The organism is Sporosarcina limicola, assembly GCF_014873855.1.
Taxonomy (GTDB): domain Bacteria; phylum Bacillota; class Bacilli; order Bacillales_A; family Planococcaceae; genus Sporosarcina; species Sporosarcina limicola.
Genome location: NZ_JADBEL010000001.1, coordinates 362,681 through 381,134 on the forward strand (window position 1 = coordinate 362,681; position 18,454 = coordinate 381,134).

The 18,454-nt window shown below is 42.7% G+C and carries 15 protein-coding genes and 1 other annotated feature; all 15 genes read right to left on the reverse strand.

The features are described 5' to 3' along the window. Nucleotides 1–8: 8 nt before the first annotated feature. The 15 genes from H4683_RS01845 to H4683_RS01915 all read right to left on the reverse strand — a co-directional run bounded on the left by H4683_RS01845 (nt 9) and on the right by H4683_RS01915 (nt 17,997). Complete coding sequence (locus H4683_RS01845) at nt 9–935, reverse strand: ABC transporter ATP-binding protein (protein ID WP_192597107.1); 927 nt, start codon at nt 933–935, stop codon at nt 9–11. Further along, nucleotides 922–1,941, reverse strand: a complete 1,020-nt coding sequence (locus H4683_RS01850; RefSeq protein WP_192597108.1) for an ABC transporter ATP-binding protein — start codon at nt 1,939–1,941, stop codon at nt 922–924. Before H4683_RS01850 ends, H4683_RS01845 begins: the two co-directional genes overlap by 14 nt. A gap of 818 nt (nt 1,942–2,759) precedes the next feature. Then, entirely contained in the window at nt 2,760–4,598 is a 1,839-nt protein-coding gene (locus H4683_RS01855) for an oligopeptide ABC transporter substrate-binding protein (protein ID WP_225941814.1), read from the reverse strand. A gap of 447 nt (nt 4,599–5,045) precedes the next feature. Next, nucleotides 5,046–5,213 (reverse strand): hypothetical protein, encoded by a 168-nt coding sequence (locus tag H4683_RS01860; protein WP_192597109.1) that lies wholly within the window; start codon nt 5,211–5,213, stop codon nt 5,046–5,048. 343 nt (nt 5,214–5,556) lie between these two features. Continuing rightward, nucleotides 5,557–7,362, reverse strand: coding sequence for an oligopeptide ABC transporter substrate-binding protein (locus H4683_RS01865; RefSeq protein ID WP_192597110.1), 1,806 nt, complete (start codon nt 7,360–7,362; stop codon nt 5,557–5,559). A 22-nt stretch (nt 7,363–7,384) separates the two neighbouring features. Then, nucleotides 7,385–8,299 carry an ABC transporter permease gene (locus tag H4683_RS01870; RefSeq protein WP_192597111.1) on the reverse strand — a complete coding sequence of 305 codons (915 nt, stop codon included), beginning with the start codon at nt 8,297–8,299 and terminating at the stop codon, nt 7,385–7,387. A gap of 29 nt (nt 8,300–8,328) precedes the next feature. Continuing rightward, nucleotides 8,329–9,297: an oligopeptide ABC transporter permease gene (gene opp4B, locus H4683_RS01875; protein WP_192597106.1), complete on the reverse strand. Its 969-nt coding sequence runs from the start codon at nt 9,295–9,297 to the stop codon at nt 8,329–8,331. Nucleotides 9,298–9,315: 18 nt separating this feature from the next. After that, nucleotides 9,316–10,242 (reverse strand): ABC transporter ATP-binding protein, encoded by a 927-nt coding sequence (locus H4683_RS01880; RefSeq protein WP_192597112.1) that lies wholly within the window; start codon nt 10,240–10,242, stop codon nt 9,316–9,318. Beyond that, on the reverse strand, nt 10,229–11,248 hold the full coding sequence (locus tag H4683_RS01885; protein WP_225941815.1) for an ABC transporter ATP-binding protein: 1,020 nt from the start codon (nt 11,246–11,248) through the stop codon (nt 10,229–10,231). The genes H4683_RS01880 and H4683_RS01885 overlap by 14 nt, the downstream gene beginning before the upstream one ends. Nucleotides 11,249–12,184: 936 nt before the next feature. Further along, entirely contained in the window at nt 12,185–12,952 is a 768-nt protein-coding gene (gene trpA, locus H4683_RS01890; protein WP_192597114.1) for a tryptophan synthase subunit alpha, read from the reverse strand. Then, on the reverse strand, nt 12,945–14,159 hold the full coding sequence (gene trpB, locus H4683_RS01895) for a tryptophan synthase subunit beta (RefSeq protein ID WP_192597115.1): 1,215 nt from the start codon (nt 14,157–14,159) through the stop codon (nt 12,945–12,947). Before trpB ends, trpA begins: the two co-directional genes overlap by 8 nt. A 6-nt stretch (nt 14,160–14,165) precedes the next feature. Continuing rightward, entirely contained in the window at nt 14,166–14,777 is a 612-nt protein-coding gene (locus H4683_RS01900) for a phosphoribosylanthranilate isomerase (protein WP_192597116.1), read from the reverse strand. Continuing rightward, the gene (gene trpC / locus H4683_RS01905; RefSeq protein ID WP_192597117.1) at nt 14,774–15,562 is read right to left on the reverse strand and encodes an indole-3-glycerol phosphate synthase TrpC; all 789 of its coding nucleotides are present in this window, start codon (nt 15,560–15,562) and stop codon (nt 14,774–14,776) included. Before trpC ends, H4683_RS01900 begins: the two co-directional genes overlap by 4 nt. Then, nucleotides 15,559–16,596, reverse strand: a complete 1,038-nt coding sequence (gene trpD / locus H4683_RS01910) for an anthranilate phosphoribosyltransferase (RefSeq protein WP_192597118.1) — start codon at nt 16,594–16,596, stop codon at nt 15,559–15,561. Before trpD ends, trpC begins: the two co-directional genes overlap by 4 nt. Nucleotides 16,597–16,623: 27 nt before the next feature. Then, nucleotides 16,624–17,997 carry an anthranilate synthase component I family protein gene (locus H4683_RS01915; RefSeq protein ID WP_225941816.1) on the reverse strand — a complete coding sequence of 458 codons (1,374 nt, stop codon included), beginning with the start codon at nt 17,995–17,997 and terminating at the stop codon, nt 16,624–16,626. Between the two features lie 139 nt (nt 17,998–18,136). After that, nucleotides 18,137–18,376 (reverse strand) — a binding site (T-box leader). Nucleotides 18,377–18,454 lie beyond the last annotated feature (78 nt).

Sequence of the window (18,454 nt, forward strand, 5' to 3'; positions counted from 1 at the left end):
TCCCTCCTTTACTGCAATGCAACGGAATGCGTAGTTGAGATACTTTTCAGGTCAAACATCCGTCCATCTTTGTCAAAATAACTATCATAATCTGTGCGGTATTCCTCATTAATAGACTGTCGAAGATGCGTTTTCTCGAAACGCTTTTCAGGATCCATTTCCGGTATCGCTGCAATAAGTCTTTTCGTATATAAATGCTGTGGATTGTTGTAAACATCATCAGCTGTTCCTTCTTCAACGAAACGACCATGGTACATGATGCCGATTCGATCACACATATGCTTGATAATACCTAAGTCATGGGAAATAAATAAATACGTCAAATTAAACTCTTTCTGAATTTCTTGCATAAAGTTCAGCACTTGTGCCTGAACGGAAACATCAAGTGCCGAAACAGGCTCATCCGCAATAATTAATTTTGGGTTCAATGTAAGCGCGCGCGCAATTCCGATTCGCTGCCTTTGACCGCCTGAGAACTGATGTGGATATTTGTAGATTGATTCTGGACTTAACCCTACACGTTCAACAAGTGCTTGAACTCGTTTTAATTCTTCACCAGGTGACATGCGCTCAAAGTTCCGCAGTGGCTCAGCAATAGTATTCAAAATATTTTTCCTGACATTCAATGATGAATATGGATCTTGAAAAATCATCTGGATGTCCTTTACATATGTCCGTCTGTCCGAGCGTTTTTGCTTCGCAAGGTCTGTACCCTCAAAAAGAATCTCCCCGCCCGTCGCTTTATTCAACCCAATAATCGCACGGCCCGTCGTCGTTTTTCCACAGCCTGATTCACCAACAAGACCATATGTTTCACCTGGCTGGAGCTCAAAGCTGATTCCATCGACGGCCTTTACATGATTGACCACGTTACGGAAGAACCCTCCGCGAATTGGGTAATGTACTTTTAAATCATTTACTTTAAGAAGTGACATAATCTTTTTCTCCTACTCTTCCCTCCGGAAAATGGAAGTTTTTATAGCATGTACACCGGACGAAATGATTCGGTTTCACTTCATGCATCTGCGGATTCGTTTCATGGTCTTCCTCTGGAACCCATGCAACCCTCGGAGCGAACCGACAACCTATACGATCAAGGTTTTGAATGGATGGAACAATTCCCTCAATGACGTGAAGTTTTGCTTTCGCTTCCATATTCGAAGGAATTGAATTCAACAAGGAACGAGTATATGGGTGCAACGGATTCACAAAAAGCTCACGCACTTCAGCGATTTCCACTAGTTCTCCTGCATACATGACCGCCACACGATCGGCCATTTCAGCTACGACGCCAAGGTCATGTGTAATAAGAATAATTCCTGATTTTATCTGATTTTGTAGTTCTTTCATGAGATCTATAATTTGTGCTTGAATTGTAACATCCAAGGCCGTTGTTGGCTCATCTGCTATCAGAAGAACTGGATCACATGCAAGTGCAATGGCGATGACAGCACGTTGTCTCATCCCTCCCGATAGTTCATGTGGATATTGCCCATAAACACGTTGTTCGTTTTTAATGCCTACACGACGAAGCAGATCAAGCGTACGCTTTTTCTTGGCAGCAGATGATAGTTTTAGGTGATAGTCCATTGGTTCTTCAATCTGTCTTCCGATTGTCGCAAGTGGGTTAAGTGCAGTCATCGGATCTTGGAAAATCATACCAGTATCTCTCCCGCGAACTTTATTCAATTTTGAAATAGGTAGTGACAAAAGATTCTGTCCTTTAAAATTCACTTGCCCTTCAAGTTTCGTTGTCTTTAAATCATGAAGTCCTATGATAGATAGGGCAAGTGCACTTTTTCCACAACCTGACTCTCCTACGATTGCAACAACTTCATTCTCGTGGACTGTTAAGGAAACTCCATCTACCGCAGCGTGATAGTCACCCTTGATGCTAAATGATGTGCGGAGTTCTTCAATTTCCAATACTGGATTTCCCAAAAAACTTCCTCCTTATGTATACGATAAACTCCAATTCTAAACAGTAAATTTTCAGTTATTAAATCACTTGACTCAATATACTACACAAACTATTAGAATACAACACCATTTTTGTAGAATTCCGAATGCATCTACTATTTAATAGGTCGCAAATATGTTGCAAACGTTGATGTCAAAGCCTTTTCAAGAACTTCAAGTTTTTGGATTTTTTCAATTCACGTTATCCTACTAAAACATAAAAAAGATTCAGTTCTAATTAGAACTGAATCTTTTTTATGTAGCTTTCGCAACTTGAGCAATATAATTTTAAGAGTAAACAATTTTCAAGCCGCATGGTCATATTGTTTCTTGTCAGCTCCTAATTCCTTGATTCTTTCTGAAATTTTTTTAGTGAGTATACATACCTGTATACAAATAAAAATTCACTTAGACCGTTTGAGTTCCTTCTATTATAATAGTCTATTATCAGATAGTTATTATCTTTAAAAAAATAATGACTATGATTTAGCAGAATTACTTACAACTGATTCCGCTATTGTTACGGCCATTGCCGCATATTAGACTTGTAAAGTATCTCCCAAATATCGTAGGACTAATAATTGCTTTTTCTCCACTTATCATCAATTTATGCATGAAATATCCAATATTAATTGATAGCCCCATCTCCTTATTTCAAAATCGCCAGTCTCCGCCGAAGGGTTTGGACCCCACTGAACCGTCTATACACTTTACAATCATCTCCTCACTTACTAAAGTGGGAGACCTCTACTGAATGAAGTTAAATAGTTTAGACTCCTTCAACGAGATGATTTATTTTTTTATTTCGCAACAACCGATTTTTCTTGGCTTACACCCATTTCATACAACCATAGTTCAGATCCTGGGTCGATTGAGTAGTTAACAACGCGATTGTTTACAGCTAATAGAGCGTAACTGTATACAGTTGGGGCAACCGGTACATCCTCAATCATTAACGCCTGCCATTCATTGTAGATGTCTCTACGGTAGTCAGTGTCAAACGCTTGTTCAGACGTTCCAGCTATAAGCAGTTCGTCATTCTTTTCGCTCGTATAGTGTGTGTAGTTCAACGCAGCTCTTCTTCCATATAGGCCTTCTTGATCCGGATCTGATCCAGTTCCCCATGTGCTTTGGTAAATATCAACGTTCGAATCGTCAGCTTTTAACAACTCGTGGAATTCGTTATATTCATATAAGCGACTGTCTACTAATTGAACCTTAATGCCTACGTCAGCCCAATTTTGGATATAGAATTTCGCATTTGGTTCAACCTTTTTTCCACCTTCCATTGCAGCAAAGGTAAGCACAAATTCTTCACCTTTATCTGTTTCACGGAAACCGTCACCGTTTACATCAAGATATCCCGCCTCGGTAAGAAGTGTTCTTGCTTTTTCAGGGTCATATGGGCGCCCTTCGTTATCCCCATCGTGAAAGCTTGCAAATGCAGTGGGAATCGCAGTGTTCGCCGGGATACGAAGTCCGTGGTAAAGTTCTTTACCAATTGTTTCATTGTCCATTGCGTGCCACATTGCTTGGCGAACAAGTTTATTACTCATTTTTTTAGTTGGATCCATTACGTTTTCATTCTTTTTTTCATCCCATTTACCAAGATTGAAACCGATATAGGCGTATGTCGATTCAACTCCTGCTAAAAGCTCGACATTTTCAAGCTTTTTAGCATTTAAGTACTGGTCTGCGGGAATACTTGCGTAATCGATTTCACCTTTTTTCATTAATTCAACAACAGAAGACGGGTTCACTACTTTCAAAAAGACTGATTTCAAAGAGGGTTTCCCTCTCCAATAATTTTCGTTTCTTGCATAAAGTACAGATTCTCCCGGAATGATTTCTGCAACTTTATACGGTCCAAAACCGATTGGATTAACACGAATTTTCCCGGATGACATTATTTCTTCCATTGTAACTTCACCAGTAGTCACATCCCCAATATGATGTCTTGGAGTAGGAGTCGACCAAATGCCTGATAGAATAGTCGGTGAAGCCTCTGTAAATGTGATTGTAAGATTTTTGTCATCAATTACATTGATACCTGAAATTTTATCCGTTTTTCCTTCGTTGTATGCTGGCATACCTTCAACGTTCGAGATTGTAGCGTCATAAAAGTCACCTGCATAATCTGGATGTCCTAGAAGCTCATAACTATAAAGTAAATCAGATGCTTTTACAGGCTCCCCATCATGCCAATTGACATTGTCTTTGATTTTCAATGTGATCATTTTATGGTCTTTAGACATTTCATATGTTGCAGCACCATCGTTTGTGATCAAATAATCGCCATCATAAGATAGCAGATTTTCATCGAAAAAATCCATTACTCTTGCATCTGATTCACTGGAATTGAACACAGAATTCAACATACCCTCGAATGGAGATTCGGATACGAGTCCGACTGTTAGTTCACCGTCTTCAATCACTGGTTCTTTGTTTGAGACAGTATGAGGGAAATCAAGACTCGCTTCTTTTGGGTCAACCTCTGTTATTTCTTCTATTCCTACGCCTTCGTCTTTCTTGTCTGGCGCTTTTTCGCCTTCACCCGTTTTCTCTTTTTCCGTACATGCAGCTAGAAATACGCTGAGGACGAGCATAAGGCCAGCGAACAGCATTCGTTTCTTTACCAATTGTAAGACTCCCCTTCCTTAAACCAATCTGTACCTTGCGCTGGACACGTGTTTAAGCGGTTGTCCAACCTGATTTATATATATAGCATCATTTCCGGCATTAGCAATGCTGGTAACCATACCCACCTTCTATTTTACACATTATCCGGGTTCCCGCCAAAGAATATAGGTTATATAATGTTCGGTTCTATCTGTTCGAGTAGGAGAGAGCGATTAACTCCCGACATAGGATGAGTAGGTTAATCTTGATTGATTACGATGAGACTCTACTACCAGACTGATAATACCCTTTCTTCTAATTAATTCCTCAGTGATTTTCTAAGTAGAAGCCTTTTCAATGGTTATCACCTCCTTAAATTCATTCTTTTTTTGTTGCATTTTATAACATAGAAAAAGCACCCCGAAGGATGCTATTAACGAAAGGATTTATTATCTGTATATAAGTTACTACGGTAACATGCAATTCCCTTTATTATCACAAATTGGTACGGGTTTTTTAATTCCACCTCCACCATCCCCTTGACCCAGTTCAGGATGAGATCCTGCACTGGCTAATGGTGTAAATGCCATACTCAGCAAAATAACGACGGAAAATAAAAAGGATTTCTTTTTCATTTATCTCACATCCTCTCTAAATGTTTAACTTTCGCCATCGAAGAGCGAACTCCTTTATAAATCGTTCGACAAAAGACGTCAATGGGTTTCTAAATTGAGTTAAGAAAGATCCAGATACCGTGATAAATAGATTATGCTTTAGGATGTAAAACAAAGATTCAGCCCCCTATATATATGTTGATGTTTCAACGATTCAGGCCGCTGTAAGGGTGTCAAAAAATATTTTTCGACACCCTTAACTATTAGAAAAAAAGACACTGTCAAGCACAGAAAACCGCCACCCAGTTTCCCAGATAGCGGTTTTTCATTGTGAAACTTCCTGCGTAATTCAACTAATTGAAGCTTATTTTGTTACTCCCCACATCCATGGGGCATAGTTAGGAGAACCTGGATCTATTGAGTAATTGACAACACGTTTGCTGACCGCTTCAAGATCATAGCGATAAAGCGTTGGAGCTAGTGATACATCTTCGACCATCATCGCTTGCCATTGATTGTAGATGTCTTTACGGTAATCTACGTCAAATGCTTGTTCAGAAACACCTGCTGCAAGCAGTTCATCGTTCTTTTCGCTTGTGTAATGAGAAAAGTTACTAACAGATTCACGACCATGAATCCCAGAAGGATCTGGATCACTACCAGTTTTCCAAGCTCCTTGGAAAATATCAATGTCTGGACGACCAGTTTCAAGCATGTCATAGAATGCTTGCAATTCATGTAAACGTCCGTCTAAAAGCACAACTTTAAGACCTATCTCTTCCCAGTTCTGCATATACCATTTTGCAAGTGGTTCTGCTACTTCCCCACCTGACATTGTAAGGAAGTTCAGAACGAATTCTTTGCCCTCCGCGTCTTCACGGATGCCATCACCATTTACATCTACAAAACCGGCTTCATCAAGAAGCGCTTTTGCTTTTTCAGGATCATATGAACGTCCTTTGTTTTCATCGTCTCTGAAACTTATCGCTGGAGTGATAAGTGTAGTTGCAGGGATACGAAGGCCATGGTACATTTCTTTACCGACTACTTCATTATCCATTGCATGCCACATCGCTTGGCGAACCCGCTTATCAGCAAGTTTTGCCTTTGAATCCATGATGTTTATTTTGTTCTTTTTATCCCATTCACCGAGGTTAAATCCGATATACGTATAGGATAAACCTAGTCTTCCAAGTAGTTCGAACTGATCTGCATCTTTCGCATTCAAGTATTGATCAGTAGGGAATTTTGCAATATCAACTTCACCTTTCTTAAGTGCCTCAAGAACTGATGCACTGTTAACAACTTTCAATACGACTGATTTAAGATTCGGTTTCCCTCCCCAATAATCATCAAATCTTTCGTATAGAACAGACTCACCCGAAACAACCTTTACAACTTTGTATGGACCGAAACCAATCGGCTTTGTACGAATCTTGTCAGAGCTTTCAAGTTCCTCCATCGTAATCTCACCCTTTGTTACATCGCCAAGATAGTGCCTAGGCGTAGGTGCTGTCCATACTCCGGACAGTATAGAAGGAGATGCTGTTTCAAACGCAATAGCGATTGTTTTATCGTCATCAGAAATTGTTATACCAGAAATTGTATCGGCTTTACCTTGGTGGTATGCAGTCATTCCCTTAATGTTAGTAGTTGGAAAATCGAAACGCATACCCGTATAATCCGGATGACCCATAATCTCATATGAGTAAAGCAGGTCAGATGCTTTTACAGGCTCTCCGTCATGCCACTTCACACCGTCTTTAATCTTTATTGTAATTGTTTTGTTCTCATCCGAAATATCATATGTTGCTGCCCCATCGTTTGTAATGAGGTAATCACCATCTACAGCTAGTAAGTCTTCAGCAAAGAAACGTAATAATTCGGCATCATATGCATCTTGATAGAATACCGGAGAGAGAGTGCCTTTGAATGGGTCGGACGAAACAAGCCCGTAAACTAGTTCTCCGTCTTCAAGTACTGCATCTTTGTTCGAAACGTCAACAGGGAAAGATGGCTCCTCCGTCTTCTCTACCTCTTCTATCTTTTCAGAACCCGGTTTTTCTTTCTCTACTCCCTCAACCTTTTCTTTATCCTTGCCACATGCAGCTAGAAATACGCTGAGAACAAGCATAAGGCTGACGAGCATCATAAGTTTCTTCTTTACCAATTGTATTACCTCCCCTATTTTTTTAGGCTAACCTTTGCCTTGCGTCAGACGCGCGTTTGACCGCTTGCCCAACATAATTTATACACAGCATCATTACTAAAATTAGTAATGCTGCAGGTAACCATACCCACCACTTATTTTCCACAATATCAGGGTTTCTCGCAAAAGAGATTAGCGTCCCGAGAGAGGGAGTGCCAGTCGGAAGACCGAAACCTAGGAATGTAAGGCCGGTCTCCAACCCGATATTTCCTGCAAGTGTAAGTGTCATGTTCACAATAACCAGGGAACTCAAGTTAGGGAACATTTCAAAGAACATAATTTTCCAACTAGGCGTTCCTAACGTCTTGGAAGCATTGATATAATCTAGCTCCCTCTCCGCAAGTCCCCTTGATCGGATGAGCCTTGCTTTCCCAAACCAAGCGAAAGCGCTCATTATTAGGATGAAATTGAATACCGTATATTGTGGAACGATTGTTATGAAAACGATAATGAACATGAGTGATGGCAAAACCATCAGGAAGTCGATGATACGCATAATAATATTATCGACGATACCACCGTAGAAGCCTGCGATGAGACCTACTGTTAAGCCGAACAGACCCGCAATCAAAGTAACGCATATGCCGATTGTGAACGAGTTTCTCGCGCCAAGCATCAGTTGTCCGAAAACATCCCGTCCGCCGTCATCCGAACCGAGCCAATTATCAGCGGAAGGTGCTTTGTAGATATTCCCCATGTAAACTCGGGTAATGTCTGCCTGATCGATAAATAACGGCGATAGGTAGGCGGCTAACAAAAGGAACGTAAGTAGAATAAGTGATCCTAATGCTATTTTATCGTTTTTTATTTCACGCCAAATTGTTTTCATGAACGATGGATTATTAACTTTTTCTTTCGCCATCAATTGCTTGTCATTTAGAGACACTGTATCTTTCATTTGTTTCCCCTCCTCTGCTTTCATTTCCATCATTCAACGCGAATACGTGGATCCACAATGCTTAAGATGATATCTGATAGCATTGTTCCGATGATAGTAGCCGTGCCTAAAATCATGACAAGAGCTGTAACAACGGTGAAATCACGGGCGCCGATTGATGTTAAGAAAAGCTGTCCGAGTCCGGGATAACTGAAAATCGATTCAATGAAAATGGATCCCCCAATAAGTCCTGCTATTTCATAGCCTAGAAATGCCGCTATTGGTAGAAGTGAATTCCGTAAGATATGCTTCGTATATACCTTTCTTTCAGGTACCCCTTTAGCACGGGCTGTTTTGACAAAGTCTTTTAGTTTCGTATCAATGATATCATTCCGCAAGTATTGGATTGTTCCAAAGGTTGCAAGAAGAGCTCCTGACATGACTGGTAGGAAAAGGTGCTCCATTTTGCTCACAATATAATCCCAGGTACCCTCCTCGATTTTTATATCGACACTACCTCCGATTGGGAACCAACCGAGAATAAAGCTGAACAGGAATAACATTAACAAGGAGAAAACAAATAACGGTGTGGCAAAAGAAAAATAGTTATAGGTGACAATCAGTTTATCGGCCCATGTGTCTGTCCACCGTCCCGCCACGATTCCAAGGGGGATAGCGATTATATATGTAATGATTAATGTGAATAATGCCAACAGCACAGTATTCCCGACTTTTCCCGCAAGCAATGTAGTGACCGGTTGCTTATACATATAAGACGAACCAAAGTCGCCTTGGACCGCGTTTCCAATCCAGCGCCCGTACTGCTCATACCACGGATCATTCAACCCAAACTTTTCACGGAGTTCCTCTTTCCGTTCCTCAGTCGCATTCGGATCTCCCGCAAAGGCCCCTGTGATTGCATCACCCGGCATCGCTTTTGCAAGTACAAATACAATTAGGCTGAGCAGAAACAGCTGCGGGATCATGATTAATGTTCTTCTTAAAATAAATTTCAGCATTATTTCACAATCCCTCCTTTACTGTAATGCGACGGAATGCGTAGTTGAGATACTTTTCAGGTCAAACATCCGTCCATCTTTGTCAAAGTAATTGTCATAATTCGTGCGGTATTCCTCATTAATAGACTGTCGAAGATGCGTTTTTTCGAAACGCTTTTCAGGATCCATTTCCGGTATCGCTGCAATAAGTCTTTTCGTATATAAGTGCTGTGGATTGTTGTAAACATCACCAGCTGTTCCTTCTTCAACGAAACGGCCACGGTACATGATGCCAATTCGATCACACATATGCTTGATGATCCCTAAGTCATGGGAAATAAATAAGTATGTCAGATTATATTCTTTCTGGATTTCTTGCATGAAGTTCAACACTTGTGCCTGAACAGACACATCGAGTGCTGAGACAGGCTCATCCGCAATGATCAATTTCGGATTCAACGTAAGCGCGCGCGCAATTCCGATTCGCTGCCTTTGACCGCCTGAAAATTGGTGTGGATACTTGTAGATAGATTCCGGATTTAGCCCTACACGATCAACAAGTGCCTGAACCCGTTTCAACTCTTCACCGGGTGACATGCGTTCAAAGTTTCGAAGTGGCTCGGCAATAATATTTAATATATTTTTCCGGACGTTCAATGATGAATACGGATCTTGAAAAATCATCTGGATATCTTTTACGTGTTTTCGTCTGTCAGAGCCTTTCTGTTTTACAAGATCTGTACCTTCAAAAAGAATTTCCCCGTCCGTCGCCTTATTCAACCCTATAATTGCACGACCTGTCGTTGTTTTTCCGCACCCCGATTCACCGACAAGACCATATGTCTCGCCTGGCTGGAGTTCAAAGCTGATTCCATCGACCGCCTTTACATGATCGACCACACCGCGGAAAAAACCTCCTCTGATTGGATAATGCACTTTTAAATCATTTATTTTAAGTAGCGACATAATCTTTTTCTCCTACTCTTCCCTCCGGAAAATGGAAGTTTTTATAGCATGTACACCGGACGAAATGATTCGGTTTCACTTCATGCATCTGCGGATTCGTTTCATGGTCTTCCTCTGGAACCCATGCAACCCTCGGGGCGAACCGACAACCTATACGATCAAGGTTTTGAATGGATGGCACAATCCCCTCAATGACATGAAGTTTTGCTTTCGCTTCCATATTCGAAGGAATTGAATTCAACAAGGAACGAGTATATGGATGTAATGGATTCATAAAAAGCTCACGTACTTCAGCGATTTCCACCACTTCCCCTGCATACATGACAGCTACACGATCGGCCATCTCTGCTACGACACCAAGGTCGTGCGTAATGAGTATGATGCCCGATTTTATCTGGTTTTGCAATTCTTTCAAAAGGTCCATGATTTGTGCTTGAATTGTAACGTCTAAAGCTGTCGTCGGTTCGTCCGCTATAAGGAGAACTGGGTCACACGCAAGTGCGATGGCGATGATGACACGTTGTCTCATTCCTCCCGATAGTTCATGCGGATATTGCCCGTAGATGCGTTGTTCGTTTTTGATGCCGACGCGGCGAAGAAGGTCCATCGTACGTTTTTTCTTGGCGGCTGACGATAATTTCATATGGTAATCCATTGGTTCTTCAATCTGTCTTCCAATTGTCGCTAGTGGATTGAGCGCAGTCATAGGGTCTTGGAAAATCATCCCGATATCTTTTCCGCGGACTTTGTTCAGTTTTGCCGGCGACAGGGATAGAAGATTTTGACTCTGAAAATTCACTTGTCCTTCAAGTTTCGTAGTCTTCAGATTATGAAGTCCCATGATAGAGAGGGCAAGTGCACTTTTCCCACAACCCGACTCTCCAACGATTGCAACAACCTCATTCTCATGGACTGTTAAGGAAACGCCATCCACTGCCGCATAGTAGTCACCTTTAATGCGAAATGATGCGCGGAGATTCTCAATTTCCAATACTGAATTTCCCAAGAAAACTTCCTCCTTATATAAACGATAGATTTCAATTTCAAACAGTAAATTTTCAGTCATTGAATCACTCGATTTAATATACTACACAAACTATTAGATGACAATACCACTTTTTTAGAATAGCAAACATATTTTATATTTCACATGTTACAAACCGGTTACAAACGCTGCTCTGAAAGCGTTTTCAAAACTTCAAAGATTTTATATTTTTTTATGAAATATTTTTTATTTCCTTAATGAAACAAAAAAGTTACGCTCGAAAATATAGAACGGAACCTTCATCTTATCTAATCAATACAGGTCTTTTTCATTTCCTTATCCACCTACGACGCCATTTACTCCTTCTTGGACATGTTCCTCAATTTGGAATATACCTCCCTCGAATAGATATAATAGTTTTCCAATTGTAGGCATTTCGTGACATGCAACGATATTTCATTTCGCTATTTCCTTCCAACCTAATTAACTACTTTTATATAAATTAAATACATTAATTACATATAAGCCATTATATTAATGCTTATTTCCCCGAAATAAAGAAGTTTATTTTATTACAATAATCCGTTATCTGTAAATTATCACTTTTCAAGAATAATAGTTATGGGTTAGCGGAGTTGCTTGCAGATGATGCCACCATCGCAGATTGTTGTGCTTGTAAAAGCATCTCTACAGACGTAGCAAGACTAATGCTTGTTGCCTCCACATTATCCATCAATTTTTGCATGGTGTTTTGTGGATTGGTCGTTTGATTCAGAGATTGGTCGCTTCGACGGCGCAATTGGTCGCTTGATTCAGAGATCAGTCGCTTCGACGGCGCAATTGGTCGCTCAGTTCGGAGATCAGTCGCTTCGAGGGCGCAATTAGTCGCTCGTGTGACCATCTACCAAAATAAAAAACGTCTCCCCTCACGCAACTTACACATGAAGAGAGACGTTTTCACGCTTTCACAAGGGCTTCCACCGCTTGCAGGTCTTTCCGATGGAAGGCATCCACAATCGCACTACCGACGATTACACCATCTGCTAAGGCGCCAATTGTACGGACTTGTTCGGGCGTCGATATACCGAAGCCCGCGAGTACTGGTACAGGACTTACCGCTTTTAATCGTTCGAAATGCGCAGCAAGATCGTCATCAAATCCGTCCCGCACGCCTGTAATACCGTTTACCGTCACTGCGTAAATGAATCCTTCACCCTTAGCAGTAATTTTCCGAATGCGATCTGGTGGACTCGTTAGCGAAACAAGTGGGATGAGTGCGATACCGGACCCCACAAGCGAGTCTCTTAGTAACGCACTTTCCTCTAAAGGTAAATCTGGGATGATTAGACCGTCAATTCCACTGTCCCCACAATCTTTTATGAATTCATCAATCCCGTAGCGTAAAATCGGATTTAAATACGTCATGATAACAAGCGGAATCGTCACCTCTTTATTGAATGAAGCAAGCTCCTTCAACACGTTGCGAAGCGTCACCCCATGAGCAAGTGCACGCTCGCCAGCTTCTTGAATAACAGGGCCATCTGCGACAGGATCTGAAAAAGGAATCCCTATTTCAATCGCAGTAACCCCGGCTTCTTGGAGAAACAATATATTTTTCTTCAATGTTTCAAGGCCATCATCACCCGCCATAATATACGGAACAAACGCCTTTTCTCTACGTTCGATACAATCATTGATGGCTTTTGTTAGCTTCATGTCAGTCATTCAATCCACCTCCGAGTGCATTACGAACAGTTTGGACATCTTTATCTCCACGTCCTGAAAGGCAAATGACGAGAATTTCTTCCTTTGCCATATCCTTAGCCAACTCTACCGCAAATTTAACTGCATGCGCACTTTCAAGCGCAGGAATGATGCCTTCCGTTCTCGCCAACAATTGCAGTCCTTCCAAAGCACCTGCGTCAGTCACGGACGTATATTTTACTCGCCCTATATCATGTAGGTGACAATGTTCCGGACCGACCGCCGGATAGTCGAGACCCGCCGAAATGGAGTGGGCCTCCTGTATGAAACCATCATCATCTTGCAACACATACATGTATGCCCCATGGAGCACACCTTCTTTACCATCCGCAATCGCAGCAGCGTGAAGTCCTGTTTCAATTCCACTTCCTGCCGCTTCGACTCCGTACAGTGCTACGTCTTCATCGTCCAAAAATGGATGGAACATACCGATTGCATTGCTTCCGCCGCCTATACACGCTACAATTGCGTCCGGCAACCGCTCTTCTTTCTCCATGATTTGCCGTCTCGTTTCCACCCCGATGACCCGTTGGAAATCCCGAACGATTTTCGGAAACGGATGCGGACCCAGCGCTGACCCTAAAATGTAATGCGTATCCTCTACATTCGCCACCCAGTAGCGTAGTGCCTCGTTCACCGCGTCTTTCAGCGTCGCTGCTCCTTTATTAACCGAAACGACTTTCGCCCCCAGCAGTTCCATTCTGAAAACGTTCAGCTCTTGTCTCCGAATATCTTCTGCGCCCATGAAGATAACGCAATCGAGGCCGAACAATGCACAGGCCGTTGCAGTTGCCACGCCGTGTTGGCCCGCTCCCGTTTCTGCAACGATTTTCTTTTTCCCCATCCGTACTGCAAGCAGCGCCTGACCGAGTGAATTATTGATTTTATGAGCGCCGGTATGATTCAAATCTTCCCGTTTCAAATAAATCTTCGCCCCTCCGGCTGACTTGGTAAGTTTTTCTGCGAAATAGAGGGGATTCTCACGTCCTACATAGTCCTTCAAGTAATAATTCACTTCATCGACAAATGTTGAATCAGCCATCGCCCCGTCGTATGCCTCTTCCAATTCAATAAGTGCTGTCATTAATGTTTCGGGAACGAACTGTCCTCCAAACTTCCCGTATCGCCCTACTCCATTCGATTGTGTCAAACTCGCTTCCTTTACCATCTCGCATCACTCCTCATTTTTGACAGCACGCACAAATGCGTGAATCATTTGCTCGTCTTTTCTCCCCATATTCTCTACTCCACTTGAAACGTCAACCATATAGGGCCTCACACGCTGAATCGCTTCCCTTACGTTGTCTACATTCAGTCCACCTGCAAGAATCAGTCTGTCAGTGGGTATATCCGTGTCATTTAATAATTGCCAATCAAACGTTTCTCCACTACCCCCTTTGAACTCTTTTCCCGGCGTATCAAATAATAAAAAATCCACATCAAAGCTCGTCGCTTTTTCCACATCTTCTACACTTTGCACTGATAACGCTTTAATAGAAGGAAGTCCCATTTTTTTTATAAAATCGGGGCTTTCATCCCCATGAAATTGGATGAAATCTAGTGGTACTTCGTGAAATGCGTGCGTCATTTCCTCCTGCGAAGCATCTACAAATACACCAATTTTCATAACCCCCGACGGTATCGCCCGTGCAAGCTCTTTTGCCTGCTCAACCGTCACACGGCGCTTACTAGGCGCGAAGACAAAACCGATTGCATCCACACCTGCCTCGACCACCGCTTTTACATGCGCATGCTCCATCAGTCCGCAAATCTTCACTTTCGTCATCGAATCACGTCCTGTAGCGCGACTTGCATCGCTCGAATCGCATTGGATACTGAACCGCATCGCATTAGTGATTCTCCGACCAGGATTGCACTTGCACCCATCTTCGACACCCTCAACGCATCTTCCGCCCCTGAAATTCCACTTTCGCTAATCAACACACGCTTTTCATGAAATGGGAATTTTAAAGCGATTTCCTCAGTCCGTGCCAAGTCCACTTCGAACGTGCGTAGATCACGATTATTCACACCAATCAGCCTTGCATCGATCGCAAGAGCACGGTCAAGTTCCTGACAATCATGAACTTCCACAAGTACTTCGAGTCCTGAAGCAACAGCATACGCATGAAGCATATCAAGCTCCTCACCACTAAGAGCAGCAACGATAAGCAGGATGACAGAAGCACCTGCTCGTTTCGCCCGGTCAATTTGCACTTGGTGAATGATGAAATCCTTGCATAATAGAGGCGTCGGAACAGCTTCTGCAACTGCCGCCAAATCATCGAATGAACCTTTGAAAAAAGGTGCATCCGTTAGTACTGAAATGCATGCCGCACCTGCTTTGTGATAGGCAAATGCCTGTGCAACAGGATCAGTCCCCTCAGCAATAAGCCCTTTTGAAGGAGATGCGCGTTTCATCTCTGCGATGACTTGCAAATGCTCTGTTCCGTATAATGTGTTGAATAAAGAGGGACGAGATCGGTCGCTTACAGCATTCACTACCTCTTGCTCCAGCATCTGCTTCACTTCTTGACGTTTTTCATGCAATATTTTTTCTAAAATTGTCATCTCGCCACCACCTTCTGATTAACAAGTTCGCTAAACGTAACAACCGCTTCTAATTTTTGCAATGCCCGGCCTGATAAAATACTGTCAATCGCTTGTTTGACGCCTTCTTGAATCGTCTCCGCCTGCCCATTCGCAAACAGCCCGATGCCTGCATTCAATGCGACCGTATCAAAGCGCGGACCACGTTCTCCACCTAGCACCGCTCGAATGATTGCTGCATTTTCCTGCGCATCTCCCCCTCGGATAGACGAAGGGTCTGCATACTTAAGCCCGACATCATCCGCCGTCAATGAAAACGGGATGAGATCTCCTTTATCAAGCAAAACAAATGCATTTTGCCCCGCAAGCGACGCCTCATCCATCCCACCTGCACCCGATACAACAATCGCACGATCTCTTCCAAGCATCCGAAGAACCGAGGCATATTCCATGATGAAATCGGGCCTGTTAATCCCAGTAAACTGCGTCTTCAACGTAATGGGGTTCGTCAATGGACCGACAAGATTGAAAATCGTTGGCTTCCCAATCTGCTGTCGAACTCCGCCGATTCTTTTCATTTTCGGATGAACATTTGGTGCGTAAAGGAAAGCAATTCCTTCTTGATGAAGTAATTCCGCAGTTTCTTCTGTACTAAAATCGGAACGGATGCCAAGTGCTTCTAAGACATCATGACTGCCAGTTGCGCTGGAAATTTTACGGTTACCGTGTTTTGCGACAGAAACACCAGCTCCTGCTAAAACGAATGCAGACGTGGTACTGATATTGAAACTGTTGGAGCCGTCACCACCTGTTCCACAGTTATCCATGTAGTTACCTTGCGGGACGTTCAAATCGACAGCAAATGACTTCATCACCGAGGCAAGCGCCGCGACTTCGTAAGCCGTCTCTCCTTTCTTCGATAAGGCGACAAGGAACTCCGCAATTTCCTGCTCTTCCGTTTGTTCATTAAACAATAACTTTGCTGCATCCATCATTTCTTCGTACATTAAATGCCTGTTCTTCTCAACTATGCTTACGTACTTTCTCATACTCATCTCTCCTCTACTCTGCTAATGGGTCATTCAGTTAACAACTTCCAATAAAGATTTCGCCTTATTGACCGTCTCCATATATTCCGCCGCCGGATTTGAAGCTTGCACAATTCCGGCTCCTGCCTGCACATACGCTTTTCCGTCTTTCACCAACATCGTACGAATCGTCAACGCGAAATCGATATTACCGTTGAGGCCAATATAGCCGATTGCCCCACCGTAAATGCCGCGATTCACCGTTTCCATTTCATCAATCAATTCCATTGCCCGCTGTTTCGGAGAACCTGATACCGTACCCGCAGGCATGCATATTTTCAGTGCATCCAATGCGTGTAACCCTTGTGCCAATGTCCCTTCCACTTCAGAAACAAGATGCATGACATGTTCATAACGAACGGTTTCCATATAATTCGTTACATGGATGGAATCCTGATCACAGACAATCATCATTTCCCTTTTACTCAATTCGACCAGCATATCGTGTTCCGATAGTTCTTTCGGATCCGCGCGCAACTCTTTTTCGAGTGCCGCATCTTCTACATCATCTTTTCCACGTCTACGCGTTCCAGCAATTGGGTTTGTCATCACTTTTCCATCCGATACACTGACAAGACTTTCCGGTGACGTACCGATAACGGTATGGTCATCGAATTCCATGTAATACATGTATGGCGAAGGATTACGCTTTCTGAGCTTCCGATAGACCGAAAAAGGATCTCCTTGGAAATCAGCTTCCATTCTTCTTGATAACACAATTTGCTCAATTTCACCCTTTTCGATATAGGTAATTGATTTACGAACAAGGTCTTCAAATTCCTGTTGTGTCGTTGCGCATTTGTACTCAGATATTGCAAAATCCGATTCCTCTTCGGTTGAACCAGACAAAATACTTTCCGCCAGCACATCCAGATTAGGTGCTCCATGTTCCGGATTGATTTGTGTGTGCAATAGCGTCACTTCATTCAACTTATGGTCGAAAATGACGATTGTATCGTAAATATTGAAATAGACATCCGGCGTGCCAAGGTCATCTTTGCAATGCACCCCCCCGGCTCCCGTCGCTCCATAACCAACATAACCGACCGCACCACCTACGAATGGAAAATCCATATCGTCCATAACCCGTGGCATCAGCCTTTTTAGTAGTGTAAACAATTCCCCTTCGTGAACATATTTCTTCCCAGTCGCATAAATGAATTCCTCAATCTGTCCATCCCGTTCGCGATAGGATTTCAGCGGATTCATCCCCATGAACGAATACCGACCAGCCCCCTCTTGTTGTGATGAACTCTCAAGCAAGAACTTCTGCTTACCCTGCATTCTTCGGAAAATCAATATCGGCGTTAAGCAATCCCCATCTAACTTTTTCATCGTCATTCGTAAACCCATCTGTTCTGTACTCATCTAATCTCTCCTCTTCTCAGCTAGTTTTGACCAATAACACAACTGACCATTTACTCGTGACAAACGACCAGTCTTCCAATCAACTGACTAATTTTGGCCAATAGAAAAATCCCCTGCAAAAGGACAGTAAAGTCCGATTGCAGAGGACGGTTTCGACCGCGTTGCCACCTCTAATTGAAGCATTTCTGCTTCCTCTTAGCGTGCCTCATAAATGAGACACATCCCGTAACGTGGGATTAACGTCCATTTAAAAAACCTTTTAAAGATTTTCCAAAGGGCTCTCATAAGTCCATTCACGTCGGCTACGAATCAGTTTGCACCACCCACTGACTCTCTACAATCGCACACCAACGCTACTCTTCTTATTCAACAATTTCTCAGCTATGCTCATCTCAGCTCATCTGTTCCGTGGGCGGTACCGCTCTCGGTACCTCCTGCCCGTCTTCGAACAAAAAAA

Excerpts from the sequence above, each read along its gene's own strand:
- H4683_RS01845 (WP_192597107.1), bottom strand. The coding sequence starts at position 935 with ATGTCACTTCTTAAAGTAAATGATTTAAAAGTACATTACCCAATTCGC.
- H4683_RS01860 (WP_192597109.1), bottom strand. The coding sequence starts at position 5,213 with ATGAAAAAGAAATCCTTTTTATTTTCCGTCGTTATTTTGCTGAGTATG.
- H4683_RS01870 (WP_192597111.1), bottom strand. The coding sequence starts at position 8,299 with ATGAAAGATACAGTGTCTCTAAATGACAAGCAATTGATGGCGAAAGAA.
- opp4B (WP_192597106.1), bottom strand. The coding sequence starts at position 9,297 with ATGCTGAAATTTATTTTAAGAAGAACATTAATCATGATCCCGCAGCTG.
- H4683_RS01880 (WP_192597112.1), bottom strand. The coding sequence starts at position 10,242 with ATGTCGCTACTTAAAATAAATGATTTAAAAGTGCATTATCCAATCAGA.
- trpA (WP_192597114.1), bottom strand. The coding sequence starts at position 12,952 with ATGACTGACATGAAGCTAACAAAAGCCATCAATGATTGTATCGAACGT.
- trpB (WP_192597115.1), bottom strand. The coding sequence starts at position 14,159 with ATGGTAAAGGAAGCGAGTTTGACACAATCGAATGGAGTAGGGCGATAC.
- H4683_RS01900 (WP_192597116.1), bottom strand. The coding sequence starts at position 14,777 with ATGACGAAAGTGAAGATTTGCGGACTGATGGAGCATGCGCATGTAAAA.
- trpC (WP_192597117.1), bottom strand. The coding sequence starts at position 15,562 with ATGACAATTTTAGAAAAAATATTGCATGAAAAACGTCAAGAAGTGAAG.
- trpD (WP_192597118.1), bottom strand. The coding sequence starts at position 16,596 with ATGAGTATGAGAAAGTACGTAAGCATAGTTGAGAAGAACAGGCATTTA.
- H4683_RS01915 (WP_225941816.1), bottom strand. The coding sequence starts at position 17,997 with ATGAGTACAGAACAGATGGGTTTACGAATGACGATGAAAAAGTTAGAT.